At 35.0% G+C, this 17,360-nt stretch carries 16 protein-coding genes and 3 pseudogenes; 14 read left to right on the top strand and 5 right to left on the bottom strand.

Going from position 1 to position 17,360, the window contains the following annotated elements:
- Positions 1-837: 837 nt before the first annotated feature.
- Positions 838-1,032: an IDEAL domain-containing protein gene (locus JN080_RS27040; protein WP_256239054.1), complete on the bottom strand. Its 195-nt coding sequence runs from the start codon at positions 1,030-1,032 to the stop codon at positions 838-840.
- A gap of 221 nt (positions 1,033-1,253) precedes the next feature.
- Between JN080_RS27040 and JN080_RS27035 the strand changes: the two genes are divergently transcribed.
- The 7 genes and pseudogenes from JN080_RS27035 to JN080_RS27005 all read left to right on the top strand — a co-directional run bounded on the left by JN080_RS27035 (position 1,254) and on the right by JN080_RS27005 (position 7,469).
- On the top strand, positions 1,254-1,685 hold the full coding sequence (locus tag JN080_RS27035; RefSeq protein ID WP_256239053.1) for a DUF4395 domain-containing protein: 432 nt from the start codon (positions 1,254-1,256) through the stop codon (positions 1,683-1,685).
- Positions 1,686-1,973: 288 nt separating this feature from the next.
- Positions 1,974-2,888, top strand: coding sequence for a tyrosine-type recombinase/integrase (locus JN080_RS27030; protein WP_256239052.1), 915 nt, complete (start codon positions 1,974-1,976; stop codon positions 2,886-2,888).
- 407 nt (positions 2,889-3,295) lie between these two features.
- On the top strand, positions 3,296-4,129 hold the full coding sequence (locus JN080_RS27025) for a carbonic anhydrase (protein WP_256239051.1): 834 nt from the start codon (positions 3,296-3,298) through the stop codon (positions 4,127-4,129).
- A 363-nt stretch (positions 4,130-4,492) separates the two neighbouring features.
- Positions 4,493-4,728: pseudogene (locus JN080_RS27020) on the top strand (HU family DNA-binding protein).
- A 629-nt stretch (positions 4,729-5,357) separates the two neighbouring features.
- Positions 5,358-6,179 (top strand): hypothetical protein, encoded by an 822-nt coding sequence (locus tag JN080_RS27015; protein WP_256239050.1) that lies wholly within the window; start codon positions 5,358-5,360, stop codon positions 6,177-6,179.
- A 596-nt stretch (positions 6,180-6,775) separates the two neighbouring features.
- A complete protein-coding gene (locus JN080_RS27010) occupies positions 6,776-7,147 on the top strand; it encodes a hypothetical protein (protein ID WP_256239049.1) in 372 nt (123 codons plus the stop codon).
- Between the two features lie 199 nt (positions 7,148-7,346).
- Positions 7,347-7,469 (top strand): IS3 family transposase, encoded by a 123-nt coding sequence (locus JN080_RS27005; RefSeq protein ID WP_375141787.1) that lies wholly within the window; start codon positions 7,347-7,349, stop codon positions 7,467-7,469.
- A 64-nt stretch (positions 7,470-7,533) separates the two neighbouring features.
- Here JN080_RS27005 and ltaS read toward each other — a convergent pair whose 3' ends face one another.
- Together ltaS and JN080_RS26995 are read right to left on the bottom strand one after the other, a co-directional pair.
- On the bottom strand, positions 7,534-9,501 hold the full coding sequence (ltaS, locus tag JN080_RS27000) for a lipoteichoic acid synthase (RefSeq protein ID WP_256239048.1): 1,968 nt from the start codon (positions 9,499-9,501) through the stop codon (positions 7,534-7,536).
- Between the two features lie 27 nt (positions 9,502-9,528).
- Positions 9,529-9,783: a hypothetical protein gene (locus JN080_RS26995; protein WP_256239047.1), complete on the bottom strand. Its 255-nt coding sequence runs from the start codon at positions 9,781-9,783 to the stop codon at positions 9,529-9,531.
- 479 nt (positions 9,784-10,262) lie between these two features.
- Between JN080_RS26995 and JN080_RS26990 the strand changes: the two genes are divergently transcribed.
- The 3 genes from JN080_RS26990 to JN080_RS26980 all read left to right on the top strand — a co-directional run bounded on the left by JN080_RS26990 (position 10,263) and on the right by JN080_RS26980 (position 13,113).
- Positions 10,263-10,424, top strand: a complete 162-nt coding sequence (locus tag JN080_RS26990; protein WP_256239046.1) for a hypothetical protein — start codon at positions 10,263-10,265, stop codon at positions 10,422-10,424.
- A 683-nt stretch (positions 10,425-11,107) separates the two neighbouring features.
- Positions 11,108-12,166: an acyltransferase family protein gene (locus JN080_RS26985; RefSeq protein WP_256239045.1), complete on the top strand. Its 1,059-nt coding sequence runs from the start codon at positions 11,108-11,110 to the stop codon at positions 12,164-12,166.
- A 533-nt stretch (positions 12,167-12,699) separates the two neighbouring features.
- Positions 12,700-13,113 carry a Gp49 family protein gene (locus JN080_RS26980; RefSeq protein ID WP_256239044.1) on the top strand — a complete coding sequence of 138 codons (414 nt, stop codon included), beginning with the start codon at positions 12,700-12,702 and terminating at the stop codon, positions 13,111-13,113.
- A 47-nt stretch (positions 13,114-13,160) separates the two neighbouring features.
- Here JN080_RS26980 and JN080_RS26975 read toward each other — a convergent pair.
- Positions 13,161-14,529 (bottom strand): annotated as a pseudogene (locus JN080_RS26975) (IS4 family transposase).
- A gap of 283 nt (positions 14,530-14,812) precedes the next feature.
- On the opposite strand from JN080_RS26975, the gene JN080_RS26970 reads away from it, so the two are divergent.
- The 4 genes from JN080_RS26970 (at position 14,813) to JN080_RS26955 (ending at position 16,886) form a co-directional block, all read left to right on the top strand.
- Complete coding sequence (locus JN080_RS26970; RefSeq protein ID WP_305475225.1) at positions 14,813-14,926, top strand: YjcZ family sporulation protein; 114 nt, start codon at positions 14,813-14,815, stop codon at positions 14,924-14,926.
- A 34-nt stretch (positions 14,927-14,960) separates the two neighbouring features.
- Positions 14,961-15,107, top strand: a complete 147-nt coding sequence (locus JN080_RS26965; protein ID WP_256239043.1) for a YjcZ family sporulation protein — start codon at positions 14,961-14,963, stop codon at positions 15,105-15,107.
- Positions 15,108-15,957: 850 nt separating this feature from the next.
- Positions 15,958-16,209, top strand: coding sequence for a hypothetical protein (locus JN080_RS26960; RefSeq protein WP_256239042.1), 252 nt, complete (start codon positions 15,958-15,960; stop codon positions 16,207-16,209).
- A gap of 422 nt (positions 16,210-16,631) precedes the next feature.
- Positions 16,632-16,886, top strand: a complete 255-nt coding sequence (locus tag JN080_RS26955; RefSeq protein WP_256239041.1) for a hypothetical protein — start codon at positions 16,632-16,634, stop codon at positions 16,884-16,886.
- Between the two features lie 145 nt (positions 16,887-17,031).
- On the opposite strand, the pseudogene JN080_RS26950 reads toward JN080_RS26955, so the two are convergent.
- Positions 17,032-17,360 (bottom strand): annotated as a pseudogene (locus tag JN080_RS26950) (hypothetical protein); the annotation flags it as partial.

Raw genomic sequence — 17,360 nt, 5'->3', positions numbered from 1 at the left:
TTTTTATATTGGAATTCTCCTAACGTTATAAAATCCGTATTTTCCTGGCGATACCCTTTACAATGCAAAATAACGACTAAAGTAAAAGTGAAACATTCTGGATATCATACGGTAAAATGCTTGAAGCATTCCTTTACGATTACAAAATGAAGAAAATTAAAACCGGGGAATTAAAAGATATTCAAGAAGTAACACTGGGAGCCATCAGTGGAGATCTTAAATCATTGGAAGACTTAATGCGGGCCATTAAAAGAATTATTTAGTAAAGATTTTGTTATTCTCGATACGGAAACGACCGGCCTCTACGCTGCTGAAATAATTGAACTATCCATTTAAATAAAGTCGATTTTATTTGTACCTTGGTTAAAACCTTCATAAAAGTAATTAAGCAGGGCTTTTTAATTGAATTGAATGATAAATTACCCATTAAATTAAAATTAATTCGCTTAAAATCGCCTGTAGCCTTAGTTTTTTTAGCAATTTTATATTTCTTCTCTAAAGTATTTTTCTTTATGTGGGGATGGAATCTGTGCATACTCCATTCTTTTTTTCTTTAAAATTACCCTGACAAATAAAGATTCCGTTCTGTGTAGTCCCCCCATGATTCGTAGCGATGTTAAAAAAATTAAAAATCCCTTTTGTTAAAGAGGATAATACAATTTGCATCTATGGTTATGTGAAAAGCACAGAAAACTTTAACTGAAGAACAGCACAGTAAAGTTTGTGGAATATTACACTTAAAGTAACGGGGGCTTTAGTTCAACAAGCAGTATAAAGGATCTTCCAGTGCTGGAAGATCCTTTATACTGCTTATAAGAACGATTACATAAAACAATGTTAAGAAACTTTCTTTAATTCCTCTGTTAATCTTAGGAATTCCGGTTTATCTTTGTCTCGTAAGGACAGGTCGATTTTCTTTTGAATTTTCTCTTTTCGGAAATCCCGAAGGGCTTTGTCTAATACCATTTCAGCAAATAGAGAATCCATGACATTAACTTCAAGTTGAGGTGAATTAAGCAAATTCTTTTTCATAAGAAATCAACTCCTTGACCTTTTTTCTATTATACTAATAGTTTTCAGATTATTCAAATATTTAGAATTGGTAATTTGAGAGAACAACAAAATTAAACACACTTTATTGGGTTACGTATCATGAACCCCCAAGTAAATTCTGCTTTTTTTCTTCAAAAAATAGAAAAATAGGAGTAAAATCAAAGCAAATCACATAAAACTGATAAGGGAGGTTGGATTTAATGGAAAGTCAAGTACGTTCAGTTCCTCGTCCTCTTGTTCGAACAAATCAGTGGTTTATTGTGGTGTCTGTATTGTTCACTTGGATAACTAAGCAAGAATCGATCCTTGCAATCCCTTTATTAGCAGGTTTAATGGGCTTATTTTTCGGATTTAATCCTGTAATGCGCATCGCTAAGCTGTTTTTAAGAAAGCACCCATCACAATATATTCCTGAGGAATGGGATCAGCAGCAATTCAATCAAACGATTTCCGTCATTTGTCTCGCAGGAGGATTAATAAGTTTTCTAATGAATTGGACCATATTAGGTTATGTCTTTACCATTATGGTTGCTGCAGCTGCATTTATCGCAATTTTAGGATTTTGTGTTGGCTGCTTTATAAGATATCAATGGAAACAATACCAATACAGAAGATCTTTAAGAAAACAATAAAATAGATGGAAATGGTTGAGGGCAGGAAATAAAGTCCATTTCCTGTCCTTTTTTATAGATAGAAAGCAAATAAACAGTATGTAATTCATTATTGAAATGCTTTTAATATATAAAAATTAATTACTAACGTGTGCTAGAATGAATTTTAACTAGTCATATAATATACATTATACACGTTTATAACCCTTTTTCTTATGTTATACTCAGCATATAAGGTTGAAAATACTATTCTTTTAACCTGTTTTTTTCATACATAAACTCAGCATATAAGTTAAGGGCGTGAAGAGATTGTATCGAGATTATATTTTATATCTTCAGAAACAAGGAAAATCAAAAAATACCATCATTTCCTATTCGAATGATTTAAACAGTTTTTTCCATGAGACCAATATTAAACCGGGTGATTATGTTACGGCAGCAGACATTCGAAAGTGGATCCACTTGATGCTGAATCCGGTGGATATAAAACAACTCGCGACTTCAACGATCAATAGGCGCCTCAATTCCTTACGCAGCTTTTACGCCTGGGCCACTAAAATGAAAAAAATGCAGCATAATCCAATGCAAGAAATACAGGAATTGAAATCTGCCGATGAAGATTCTGAAAAGATCATGTGGCTAACGGAAGATGAGTTTGAAAATTTACTCCATATAATAAGGAAGAAACCCGTCAGAAGCAGGGGAGTGAATCCGGAAGAAAAGTATCGCCGTGATCGGGCCATTATTTATATACTTACTTATGCCGGCCTGCGTGTGGATGAACTTTCAAATTTAAAATTAACGGACATTGATTTAGACTTGAAGCGTATTCGAATCGTCGGAAAAGGGATGAAGGTCAGAACCGTTCCCATTTCAAATACACTACTGGCTGAAATCCGGGATTGGCTGGACTTTCGGGCAGAAATGGCGACTCAGAAACTGTATGTTGAGGATTACCCTTATGTTTTTTACAGCCAGCGATCACCAAGGTTTACGGTTCGCGGAATTCAGACGATGATCGAAAATTACAGCTTGCCAAATAAAAAACTGACTCCTCATATGTTCCGTCATACGTTTTGCAAATGGATGCTAAAAGCGACGAATAATGATATTGAAAAAGTAAGAAGACTCGCCGGCCACAGTAACATCGCGACAACAAGTAGATACTTGAAGGATTCGTATAGTGATTTGGCAGATGCAGTGGATGCATTGCCTAACTTTTAGAAATGTATAGACTATTTTTTAACACCATCGCCTTAAGGCAATGGTGTTTTCTTCAGAAGTGAGACATTCAAATCTATTTTAGGGGAACAGCGCTACAGACTGATAAAAAGTAAAGAACGCTATCTGGCATATTCCACAAACGGGCCAGTATATTGAATAAGTGGCTAGAAAAAAACTCGCTTTTTTAGTTAGCTAACACGATTCTGAAGAAGCCAAAAGAGTTGATTCATAAATGAAGTATAAAATGATAAATATTGTGTGCTATATGATTCTTTATATGGATAAATGAATAGTAAATATTAACTAAATTATGAAATTTAGACATATTTTTGTAAATCAGAATTTTATAATTATCGAGTTTCTAGTATCCTATGAATGAATATAGAAAAAAGGAGGGCAATATCAAAATGAAGAAACTCGTTTATCCATTTTTAGCTGTATCTTTAAACTTAGCACTAGTAGCTTGCTCGGAACAAACTATGAAAACAACTGTTCCCCAAGCAGAAAGGGCAACTGAGACGGAGAAAAACAAAAAAGAGGAAAATGATATGCAGACTGCCTACTGGTCTTACGAAGGAGAAACAGGTCCTGAATATTGGGGGGAGTTGGATCGCTCTTATGCATCCTGTGTACGTGGAAGTGAACAATCACCAATTAATATCGAGTACTCTCAGGTGGAAACGAATGAAAAAATTGAAAACGTTAATATTCAATATAAGCCGACACCTTTTTCATTAATACATAACGGTCATACAGTACAAGCTAACACCATATCACAAAGCAATAAAATAATCATTGAAGGAGAAGATTATAAACTTACTCAATTTCATTTCCATACGCCAAGCGAGCATCAATTTAACGGTCAACAAAATGATATGGAACTTCATCTTGTACATCAAAATAAGAACGGTCAGATTGCCGTCCTTGGTGTAATGATACAAGAAGGAAAAGAGAATGAAAAATTGACGTCTGTTTGGGATGTATTACCAGAAGAGAAAACAGAAAAAGATATTTCTATAAAAGAACCAATTGATTTACAAGCTATACTTCCTCCAGATCAAACATCTTTTTCTTATAATGGTTCATTAACGACGCCTCCTTGTACGGAAGAAGTAAAATGGATTGTTTTTGAAAAGCCAATTGAAATGTCGAAAGAACAAGTTCAAGCATTTCAGCAAATCTTTCCAGATAATCATCGTCCTGTTCAACCTCTAGATGAACGAGAAATTATCAAGAACTAGGTTTAGAAAGTCTATTTATTATGATATATCAATAGTCTAAAATACAGATTGTATAAGCAGAGTTTTCAAGAATAAGAGATTTTCGATAAATAAAAACAATATAGTTACAAGGTTACCGTTCAGGTCAACCTATTGGGATTTTATTTAGACATGTTGTTCCATTAAAGGGCGTGTTTATGGAGTACGAAAAAAGCCCGATTTCTCAATTTTAGTGCTGAGGAATTGGGCTATTTAATATTGGAATTTCCTTAACGTTGTAAATCGGTTTCCTAACGCTACCCCTTATAAGTTGGTGTATGAAAAGGAATTTGTTTTGCATATAGAGAAATAGTTAAAGATAGCCAATAAAAGGGGGAATTGAATATGAATAAGACAGAGTTAGTAAATGCTGTTGCAACACAAGCAGAACTAACAAAGAAAGATGCCTCAGCAGCTGTGGATGCATAAAAATTCAGTTAATTGGGTTTGGAACATTTGAAGTACGTGAACGTGCAGCTCGAACCGGTCGTAACCCACAAACTGGTGAGGAAATTCAGATCCAAGCTTCTAAAATTCCATCTTTTAAAGCAGGCAAGGAATTAAAGGAAGCTGTTAAATAATAGTTTGGATATCTATAAACGGCCCTAGGGAACATTCCTTAGGGTCTTTTATTATAGGCCAAGTAGGAAGGTTATCAACCCTATTCTGAACAAGTCTGTTTGATCAAACATATACATTGATTTTACTATATTTCTACTTGTTCTGGCAGGGTGTACTCTCCTTGAACACAAAATGATTCTTCAAAGTACTTACAGCGTGGGAGGAATACGATGAATATTTCTTGGCAGGGAATCAAGTAGATAATGTAGAAGTTCTTACACGTACCACTGAAGAAGATACAGAAAAGTAAATTTTTACCAGACGTGTTATTGATACTGTTAAAGAATAGAAGTTTTTGTGGATTTTTTTATAAATCCGTAGATTAATCAGATTACAAAAGATTAATGGAAAACTGGTTTGTGGGATTCAAGGTAATTAATAACTGAACGGAGGGGGAATATGCTTTCATCGGATGAAATCGAAAGAGAATTTAGACTTGAAGTGAAATCTAAGAAACTAGCAGCTACAGGGGTGCATCACAAGAACAGGGAAGCGTGGCTATACAGGAACCATTATTTTTCCTTCTTCATTACTTAGGGGGAAAGAAAAACGTGATTACACAAAACCCGGAAAGGTGCGACAATACAATATGTTTACATCATTAACTGATTACGAAACTTTAAAATCTTATTCACTCGAAAGACAAAAAGATATTCTTATAAAATGGAGAGAGCAATTTACTTCAAAAGATATTATTGAAGCTTTAGGCATCCATCGTCCTTCTTATTATGAACTTCTTTATAAGCATGGAATTTTAGAAAGACCGAGCTCTTCAAAAGAGCATAAGGATGGACCGAAAAGAGATAAGCTCGAAGCAAAGCCCGAAGATATAATAAACTTCCAGGACTTAAAATTGCTGCCGAAAGAAAAGCAACTTCAAATATTAGATGATTACAATGAATGTTTTAATATGCCTTCGGTTGCTAAGATTTGGGGGAAAGATGTTAAAAGCGTTTATAGTCTCCGATACACATTGAAAAAGAGCCTGGAAAAGGTAAAGAAAAAGGAAGCAAAAGTGAAAGAAAATGTTGATGAGCATAACCAAATGGATTTGAATACAGATATCGAGCCGAAAAAAGAAGAACTTTCGGGAGAAAATGAGACATTGACATTTGTAGAAACAGAGGAGGAATTAACCGATACTCAAAAAGAATTAGAAAAATTAAAGTTAATAGTAGAGCAGCAAGCTCAATTATTACAGAGTTATATAGAATCTCAGAAAACTGCTGAATATGTAGCTACAGCTGTTGAGCCCGTTCAGGAATCTGTTCCTGCCTTTACCATGAAAGTTGAAAAAGAGAATGAAGGGTTTATTCTCCATCAAGATCTCAAACGATTTATTACCGTTTTAGAGAAAAATCCTGATATGTTCAAAGTAGAAGTCCAGATTACAAGAATAGAGGAAATATAAAATGGAAAGAAAAGAGGAAAAAAGGACAGGTCATTCCTTTTAAAAGGGGGATTTTGAATGGATATTTTACTCCTCGGAGCCTGGATGCAATATCTCTTGTTGACTATGGGTGGATGTTTAATTCTCTCCTTCTTATTGTTATTTATATCCAATAAGTATATAAAGAAATTAGATCAAATGGAACAAAATGATTAATTAAATGGAAACAAACAAGTTAAACAAAAAGATTTTTCAAACAGGTTCGGTTCTTTAGCTAACAGGGAGTTAATTAAAAAGGGATCAGGAGACCATCTGTGTTTGATCATTCAAATAATAAAGGAGAGAGCACATATTATACATGACTAATATGTGCTCTCCTTTTATTCCATTAAATGGCCATATTCTTGAATAACCAAGTTGTTTACTAAACATTAAGCTAAAGCCGATGAAATGGTTAAAGAAGGAAAAAACAGCTAGCACATCTTAATGGATGTGCTTTCTTTGATTTCTACTAATACAGTTTTTTTTGCGAGAGAAAGTTAGAAAAATGAAATCTCCGAATATATTGGTGATATAGCTCCAAAAACAAATCATTCATCATTCGGGAGGAAGAGTATATGAGTAAGTTAATATCCGTGGTGGCTGTCTTAGGAATTGCGTTTGCGATATACCACTGGGCATTTGGGAGTAAGATACCTGCAGGAATGGATAAGGATTTCTATAACCACGCTGTACAAGCTGAGCTGGATATTCAGAAGATACGAACTGGTAGCGACCTAAATGGCTATGACAATAATAGTGAAGCAGTTTCATGGCTGCTAGAAGGAGTAAATACTGCTACGCTCACACCTCAGGAGAAAGATATGTATACCTTGCTATCTCGGCAACTACTAGATGCTACAGTAGCATCTAGTAGTAGTGATGTAAAAAGTGGTGAGGACTATAACAGTATTGAAAAGCAAGTAACACAAACACTGGATATGAAGTAATAGTAGCCCGTATATTAGAAGTTGGATTTATTCGAGGTTAGAAAAAGGTTCGGTGAAAAGCATACAAATAAAAATAAGATGCTGAACAAGACGATGGTTCAGCTTTTTTTAAACGTTCTTGTTCAAACAGGATAGTTTTCCACGACTGCCTGCAACAACCGAATTTATCTTTCCTTAAACCTGGTACGATCACGTCCATATATTGATAGTTAATGAAGCTTTTAAAATTGTAGATGAATATATTCACTATAATCAGAATCGATTCCAAGAAAAATTTAACGGCCTTTCCCCGATTGAATATCGAGAAAAGGCCGCAGCTTAGTGTACTCTTTTTTTTATTGTCTACTTGACAGGATTATGTGCAAATCTCCACTCATTTTATTTTGTTAATTCGTTTTTGCAGAAGCTGATGTTACAGTGGTTGTTTTTGATTTTTTAGGTCCTAAATACTCATAATCATTTGGATTAATCGGTGTAAAACCGTTTGGTTTATAGAATCGCAATAAATCCTTACTTACAACATCATCAGACATTTGAAGCTCAGATCTCACTTTACTGTCAATGACTTTACATACGTTTTTATCCGCTAAGACTTGTCCAGTTGCTGTTGAATAACATTTACCACTAAGTTCATCAACATCTGGTGATACAAAATCACCGTTTCTAAATAAAGCCCAATTACGATTCTGTGGTGATAATAAATCAGAACCAAATTCAATGTAATCTTTTGTATCTATTCCTAGTAAATGAAGCAATGTCGGACGAACATCCACTTCACCGCCAAATTGATGCTGTACGCTACCCTGTACACCTGGAACATGAATAAACAATGGGGTCTCTTGCAACTCGGCATTAATTGTTGGTGTAATTTTATCTACACCTAACACTTTTGCCATTGCCTTATTATGGTTTTGAGAGAGTCCATAGTGATCTCCATATAAAACAATAACAGACTTATCATATAAACCATCTGCTTTTAAAGCGTCAAAAAACTGTTTGAGTGCTTCATCCATGTAATGTGCAGATTGGAAATAGTCATTTACAACGGTATCGCCAAAATTACCAGCAGGGAAATTTGTATCTTCTGGATCCATTTCAAATGGGAAATGATTCGATAAAGTGATAAATTTTGTATAGAAAGGCTGCTTTAAACTCTCGAGCATTGGCATGGATTCTTGGAAATACGGGATATCCTTCATCCCATAGTTTTTAACATTGCCAGCACTCATGTCATAATAGGCTGCATCAAAGAATTGATCGTATCCTAAAGCTTTATACATGACATTCCGGTTCCAGAATGTTTTATAGTTGCCATGGAAAACCGCAGAATTATAACCATAGCCTTTTAAAATAGCAGGGGTAGCTTGATACGTATTCTGAGCTTTGTTAATAAAAACAGCACCTTGATTCAATGGATATAAGGAGTTTTCCATTAAAAATTCAGCATCAGAAGTTTTTCCCTGCCCAGTTTGATGGTAAAAGTTATCAAAATAGAATGTGTTATTATCGTGTGCCAAGGAATTTAAAAATGGTGTAACCTCTTGTCCATTTAACTTGTAATCGATCATAAAGTTTTGGAAAGATTCAAGGGAAACGAAAATAACATTCATGCCTTTTGCTTTACCAAAGTAAGCAGGATTTGGCGGTGTATAGTTCGCTTTATGATAATTCTCCACATTTGTAATATCACTGCTATTAGCTAACGCACGATCACTGGATGTCCTGATGTTTTGAATGATATCGTAAATGGTAAAGTTATAGGTACCTAGATATTTTACTAAATAATTTCTGTCAAATGTACGGGTTAATAGATCCGAACGATCTTTTTCCGCTAAACCAAGATTAAATAAGAAGATGGCAACAGATAATAAAAGTGAAAACTGGAAGTACCTTCTTTTGGTAACTTTAACCTTTTTAAATAGTCTTATAGCAAGGAAGATTAATAGAATGGTGTCTATGAAATAAAAAATATCAAAAGGTGACATTAGCGAGTTAGCACTAGCCCCAAGTTCACCTGCATTTGATCCTGCCTGTGTTAAGACGGGCATCGTTATAAAATCGTTAAAGAATCGGTAATAGACGATATTAGCATACAACCAAAACGATAATAAAAAATTTATGATAATCATAAATAATTTCGTTCTCTTTTTAGATAGCAAAGCCAGTCCTAAAAAGAACAAAGCTGAACTAGCAGGATTAATCGCTAATAAGAATTTCTGAATATTATTATCGATGCCCAGCTTGAACTCAATTCGATAAGCCACATATGTTTTGATCCAAAAAAGAATAACAGCAATCCCAAAAAAAGTAAGGTTCGTATTCTTGAGCCGTTCCAATATTTTTAATTTTCCCATATTTGCACTCCTTAGCTTTAAAATGGTTTACTCTTGATAAGAACGTGGGTTTTTTCCATTTTTATCATACAGAGTTCCCTTCAACATAAGTCCATTTCTAAATATGCCTTCAAAGGCGATTTTTCCGGTCTGGCTATCGTAAAGTTTCCCCTTCTCAGGTAAGCCATTAGCATCGACGGTACCTTCAAAAACTAATTTACCGTTCTTATATTGCTTTACTTCTTTCTGGCAGCCTGTTAATGCCAGAATACTTATGATTGCAATAATGATCGCTTTTTTCATCAAGTATCATTACCCTCTTTCATCCATATTTTAAAGAATTTCTGTTTAAAGGGTAACTAAGCGCCGTTAACCACTATTCCTGCACCTGAATTAAATTACAAATAAAATAGATAAATTTTTAGTTTTTGTTATCAAATAACCTCATATAAAAATAGATAAAGAACAATTCCATTCGTTTTCCGAAATAGGTTATTATTACAAAGCCACATTATAAACTAGAAGTACAATTTTTATTAACACGCTTGGATCTAGTCCATTACTAGTTCAAATTACACACTTATTCTTTTGTCGAAGTTTTCTACAGGTCGAAGCATTTCTAATTTAGTTTTAACTTCTGATAAAGCCATTAATAATAATATACTAAAAGAAGCTTAAAAAAAACTTAATTGAGAATAAAGATGACCAAAAGAACACTTGTTTTTTAGCTGGATTTTTAAGATAATGATGCATCAAAACCACTAGTAGTTTGTGGAATCCGGATGATACCAAAAGAAGAAAGTCTTGATTTACAAAAAGTTTTTGATTCAAAGGATGCCTATGCCATTTCATTAAGAATGAAGATTTTACTTTCTATACCAGCTTTTTTTATAGCTGGTTTAGTTATAAGCATTTTTATGTCTTATATAAATAGTATTTCTTAAGAAAGGGGACTAAATTGCAAAATACCAAATCTTTCTTTTTTGATTATCATTTTACATTTGTGTTTGAATATTAAATATGTTTAATGGCAACTATTGGCCGATGTTCCCATTACTTTTTGTTAAATTGTTTGGGATTTTCATTATTTTCTATTTTCGTGTAAATCCCCAATTATAATATACATATTGCTTCGCCATACCACGCCACAATTGAAATGACATGAATGGCTGCCAATAAATCCTTTTTCATAGAGTTGAGTAAATAAATCATTTGGACATTCAATACTCCATTTTTTTTTAATATTTTTGTTACGGTAACCAATTAAAAAGGCCAAGAAAGTAGTTTTAGTGCAGGTCTTCAAAAAAATTTATCCTCTTTCAAAAACCACAAAATTAACTCCCATTACAATCCATGAATTAGACCACCGCAGCAAATGTAGAAAAGTTTTTAGCAAAATTTTATTGTCCTAGTGTGGATAGCTCTTAAGATTTGTTAAAAAATGATAGAGCAGTACTAAGCTACCTTTCTATAGGGAAAAGATGCTTTTTTATTAGCTATTTTATTTTTATCTTAAGGTTTCTTTAAGGTAGCTACTATATCCTTTTTTATGTGCTTTTTTTTACATGTTTAATCTCCTTTATTAGATAGCATCCGTGATTCTTACTTAAAAAGAGGAGGGGAAAGAATGAATAAAAGAATTGATTGGTTGGATATCGGCAAGGGCTTGGGAATCCTCCTGGTCATGTTGGGCCATACAGATATTCCAGCCCCGATTAAAACGTATATCTATACCTTTCATATGCCATTATTTTTTTTTCTGTCGGGGTACTTATTTAAATCAGATAAATTTTCAAATCTTAGAGCCTTTATTTCTAGAAGGATGAAAACATTGATTTTCCCTTATTTGTGTTTTTCGTTTATTGCATATATTTGGTTTGTGATCTTGTTTAACTTTGGACAAGTTGATTATAACCATAATCTTTTGATGCCATTTATAGGTTCTTTTATTGCGATAAGAAAATCGTCTTGGACTGTTCAGAGCGGCCCCTTATGGTTTGTGAATTGTTTACTTTGTACGGAATTGTTATTTTACTTAATTTCAAAACTTGGGCGCACAAAAAAAAGGATCGGTATTGTTCTCATTTTCGTCTCGGCTCTTGGTTGTATTTATAACAAGTGTATAGGAAAACCGCTCCCTTGGAGTATAGATGTTACCATGATCAGCGTTGGGTTTTACGGAGTAGGTTATCTGTATAAAGAATACAAAATGAAGCTCGAGCAGTTTATTAATTTCAAACTTTTTCTGCTTTTCATGGCTATTAATATTGTCACAGGATATCTAAATTTTGTTCATTCCGGTGAAAGAGTAGATCTTTACAATAGTAATATAGGGAACGTATTCCTGTTTTACATTTCCGCATTATCTGGAATCGGTGCATTCGTCATTCTTATTAAACGAATGAAAACAAACAGTATCCTGCTATTTTTAGGAGACAATTCTCTTATTTATTTAGCTTTTCATCAAAAAATTGTTTTCAGTGTATTCGATCTTGTTATTCAAAATACGGGATTAGATTCTGAAAAACTGCTGGAAATCCCAGTGATAAATGGACTTATCTATACCCTTATGGCATCCATTCTTATCGTGCCTATGGTTTATTTCATCAATCATTATTTTCCTTTTATACTTGGCAAAACAAAGAAACGAGGAGGCAGTAGGCATATTGAGAGCTATGCTTCCTAATTCTCTTTCTCTGAAGGAGGTTTGGAACATATTATGCTTCTTTATTGTAGGGGAATAATCCTGATCTAAAGTGCTTACCCGCGCGTCTCCAACAAGTTCACCTATACTTAATAACTCCCGTCTAAAAGATATATAACTTCCTGTACATTTATTATAGATTAACTTTTAGATAGGAAACAGGAAATAAAAGAAAGAAAAAACACGGTTTTTTTGCAGGGTCCAAAACTTACAACTTTTAGACAAAATTAAACGAGCGTTTTTTAGACTGAATTTTTCTGGAAACTACGCGGATTCTTTCCTGGGTCCTATTGGTTAGTGGAGGTGTCCGAAAAAGGGTGTACGTCAGGAAAATGCGAAGTTGCAACGCTTTGCCTAATTGGACAAATTTTTTTCTACAAAAACTCTAATCCAACTCTAATTCAACTCTAATCATACAAAAATACCATACTTGTATAATAATACTTATAAGTACTTTATTTTCCTTTGTCAAAAAGTTAGTAGGAGAAAGCCGACTTAAAAAGGGAGAGTTAACAATGTACATCGATAGTATTTGTATCGATAGTATTTGTCCTAAATGTGGAGAAATTAGTCACGTTAAGTATAAAGGCGAAGAAATGATTGTGGTTACATGTAAGAACCACCATATGTACGATCATATTGTTATCCCTCTTTCTGGTAATGGAAGAATGAAAGATGACAAACGTATAAAATTAGAAGAAATGATTACTGAGAAAAAATTCCACCGTATGAGTAATAAAACAGTCATCTGTCTACTCATATTTAAAAATGGTTACGAAGTAGAGGGGCGTGCAACCGTCCGAGATGCAGCTGATTTCCATTTAGTGATCGGGAAAGATATAGCATATGAACATGCACTAAAAAGGGCCATGGTCGCATTAAGTTCACTTCTTTTATTAAATATATTAAGAAAATTATCAAAAAAATAGTTTAGGAGGGGTACCCCTGTAACCGCCAAGTAGAAATGAACACTTTCTTACCCAAAAATGCTGTATAAGGCAGCTTGTCTAAGCTTCACCGTCGTTTCATACACCACCCCTAGAATATCAAAGACGGTCATCTTCTTATACCGATGGCACTTACGACCGTTCTTTTTGAGCAGCCGATAAATGCGATGCAGATTTTCAAAAGTTCTTTTGTGCCAATTGCTATCGCTTGAAACAGTAACGGAAAGGTAATCTTTAATCATATAAATCGCTTTGTATTCACTCAGATCCTGCTTTTTCTTTTCAAGCAGAAGCCGTCGTATTGAAACATCGTAGAAGAACAGAGGAGAATGCCAATGAGTTGTCCATATAAATGGCACTCTAGGCGCTCTCTTTTCATATTTTTACATTCATCAATTTCAAAGAAGGACTTCCACGTTTTAAACAAAATCTCAATCTGCCAACGAAGTGAGTACAATGAATGCACGTAATTCGTCGGTATTTCTTCTAGCAATATACATTCATGCCCATTAAACGTTTACTGTTATCCTTCATGACAATATCTTTCTTCTTTTCACGTATCGCTTGGTTTTTCAGGCGTGTTTGCGTTTAATCGTCGGTTAAACGATGGATAACGACACGTGCCGGAAGCTTCTGATTTTGGCCAATGTATGCCTTAGGGATTTCCATCGTTTCACCAGGGGCTAGACCAGACATAATTTTTGTCATATCAAGCTGGATGTATTCTGTTTGCTTTTTTAACGTGCCATTTTTGAAGTATTCTGGCTCAGGGTTACTGATATAAATGCGTGTATTCAGCTTCAACCGCGAGATATAGTAAGCCTCTTTATCATGAATGACTTGTAAGTCTCCTAAATCGAAGTAACCAAGATCACGCAAACATAAATCGCCCTCCTTTACGGTCTCAAGACAGATTGTACCGTATGTTTTATCATTGTTCTTTCCCGGTCCTAGCTGCATGTTTAAAAATTGGCCACTTAGTAAATCGTATTCAAATTGGATTTTCACGCCTGCCGTATTACTACTCCCACCAGAGCCTTGATAATCAGTGGCGAAGGAGTCAGGTAGTTGAAACACAGTCGCATCTAAAATCCGAATACGTTCGAAAGATGAAATCATGTGTGAAGATAGCGATTGTGTCGCACAGAGTTTTTGTGTTAGGAGTGAAGTAAAGACTTCTCGGAGGAATGCGACAGCTGTTGGATTAAAGCGTTGATTGAGTCTCTCTTGGCTCATTAGTACACCCGTCGAAGCCTCTAACCGACTACATAGTTGCGTAAGCGATGTACTAGCGACTTCTTGGCTGAGCCAAACGCAAAGGGCGATGAGTTCATTTGCTTGATACTTACTAGATCGCTGCACAAAACCAACTTGTTTGGCGGTTTCTTGTAGGACTATTGGAGATAGAAATTATTGTAATTCTTGTGCGAAAAGTGTCAGTTCACTGGAGATGATAGGATTCATAAAAAAAACCATCCTTTCTCGTAAACTTCTTACGATAAGCATAGATTTTTTTCATTTTTGGGGGTATTGTTTTAACTTAGCTTGATGGGCATGTGACGCTACCCCTTTAATAAAAAAACAAATAAAAAAGTAACATCTTCTGAATTCTTAGAAAAGCCCTTACACCTTTTGAATTTAATCATATTTTGTATAAGAAGATGTAAAGGAGGTTTGTATTATGGATGGTGCAGGAGCTGGCGGAGGATTTGCTTTAGTGGTTGTATTGTTTATCCTTCTTATTATTATAGGAGCGTCCTTTATGGGCGGAGGATATGGCGGGGGATTTTATTAAGAAGTTAAAATTCTAATTGAAAGGGGGAATACCCATGTACGGAGGATTTGGCGGACTTGGTGGAGGCGGCTGCGGTGGATTTGGGTACGGTGGTGGAGGATTTGGCTTCGGCGGCGGTTTTGCTTTAATTGTAGTATTGTTCATTTTATTAATCATCATTGGAGCAACTTGCTTTTATTAATTAAGACTAAAAAAACCCTATATGGGTTTTTTTTAGTCTTTGTGCTGTAGTGCATCGAACGCAAATAAAGCAACTAAGGAGGTAATGTTTGGTATATGGCTGATGGCTAACGGCTAATAATCAGCTTATGCATCAATTGATATAAAAAACCGAAAGATTAAGCCCTTATTTTTAAATATATTTTTATAAAATAGAACAGCAAATTAATAACGAAAAAAGACACCAAACTTATTAGGTTTGAACTAAACACCATTAGTATTCCAATGAATTTTTATCTCAATCAATCATTTAAGCTACTTTCTAAATGTTTGTTAATGTAAACCTTAACAAAATCATCGCGAGCTTCTTTATTTTCAATTGGCTTTCTAACAAGACGTTTAATTAATCGTTTTTCTTCTGGTTTCTGCTGCTAATGTACATCAAAAAAGTTTTTTTGATCTGTAAAAAATTAATGTTTATTGTCAATCACTGGCTACATATAGTCAAAGTGAAAAGGGCCATTCTATCAACCTTGTTATGGAAGATATTGTATATATGGTCAGTTTAGTTGAATAAAATTTTTTAAAAGTCGATTTTCAAACTTGGAAGTCGGCTTTTTGATGCTAAACAAATAGTGTCAGAACTTATAGAGTATTGATATCGAAAAAAATGCGTCCTTGTTAATTTTGGGATCTTAAATCCTCTCATTTTGCTAATGTAAACCAACTTCATCTGGAGTATAGCAATGATTCCTGAAAGCTTATCTTATATAGGGTTGTTAGTCTGCCTATTTTAAAGTGAATAAGCTCCCTAATTGGTAATAAACATAGTATGTTAAAGATTATGAAGTAAAAAAAAGAGGGTGAAAACAATGACATTAGACTATCGTGTTATGGGCTTCCCTGGAATGGGCATGGGTGGCTTCCCTGGAATGGGCATGGGTGGCTTCCCTGGAATGGGCATGGGTGGCTTCCCTGGAATGGGCATGGGTGGCTTCCCTGGAATGGGCATGGGTGGCTTCCCTGGAATGGGCATGGGCGGTTTTCCTGGAATGGGCATGGGCGGTTTCCCTGGAATGGGTATGGGCGGTTTCCCTGGAATGGGCATGGGTGGTTTCTACTAACGGGTTTACTGGTTTACTTACAAGGTGCAAGCTGGTAAAACACAAGATAAATCACATCTTATATCACGGAATAGTAACAAAAAAATTCACGGTATAATTCACATAAAATGTGGCTCGGAGTTTTCTCTAAGCCATGTTTCCATGTTTCCTTTTAGATTGATGTTAGGACCCTTATTAGGGATTAACTTTTTAGGTCTTTAAAAAATATCATTCCAAGGTTTTCGATCATAAAAAACTCGGGATATCTGTCTAAAGTATCGGGAAAGCATCGTGGACAGTATTTTGGATTAAAATGAAAAAAACGTTTGGTAATGATGAAAGTTGACTTTTACAAAAATACCTTCTACAAGAAATACATTGTTCCATACTTTTCAATTCCCGCAACTCCTCGTATACTTTTTTTCCTCTTAGAAGTTATCCATTTGGGACATAACCGCTCTGTAGAAGAAGTGGTCAATGCTGCAATTCAAGAAGATGTACAAGGAATTGCCATGAGTTCTTATCAGGGAGGTCATGTGGAATATTTAAATCGATCCGCAGACATTACTTCATCGAGAAGAGACGTCCAACCGATTTGTCCTGTCGAGGATGCCAAAAAGGCAGCTCAAACGGGCGTGGATGGACTTATTCTTGTATGTGCCGGTGCAGGAGGTGCCACTCCCTCTTCGTATTCCTGAATTAACTGTGATTGGATGGTTAGCCCCTAATTTCATCCCAAACGTCCCGCTGATTTTCCGCTAAAATGAAATGATGTACCTGATTAAAATTTCGGTTACTAGTTTGTAGATACAATTATTTGAATGTAAATTTCACTTGGATTCCTTCAGCAATGGTAATTAATTTAGCAATGGATCCCCAGTTTTTCTCATGTAAGCCGGCAATATCTTGTTCAAGCTGCTTTGGTGTTAGATGATCACATTCCCGAATCATATGATTAATCATGCCCTGTAACCCTAGTTCGCGGCCATCATCAGGGGAAAAGATTTTGGCAATCCCGTATTCATGCAATTCTCTGATTTCTGAAGGGACCACCCCGCCCCCGCCAGCAAAAATCTTAATGTGGCCCGCTCCTTGTTGTTGAAGCAAATCATACATATACTTTCCACGGTCCGTATGGAAAAGCTGGATCTTATGGAGGTCTGCCTTAATAG

The sequence above is a fragment of the Bacillus sp. EB600 genome, assembly GCF_024494385.1.
Classification (GTDB): Bacteria; Bacillota; Bacilli; order Bacillales; family Cytobacillaceae; genus JAEVLT01.
Note: the sequence above shows the minus strand (reverse complement) of the source record. Positions and strands in the feature narration are given on the sequence as shown.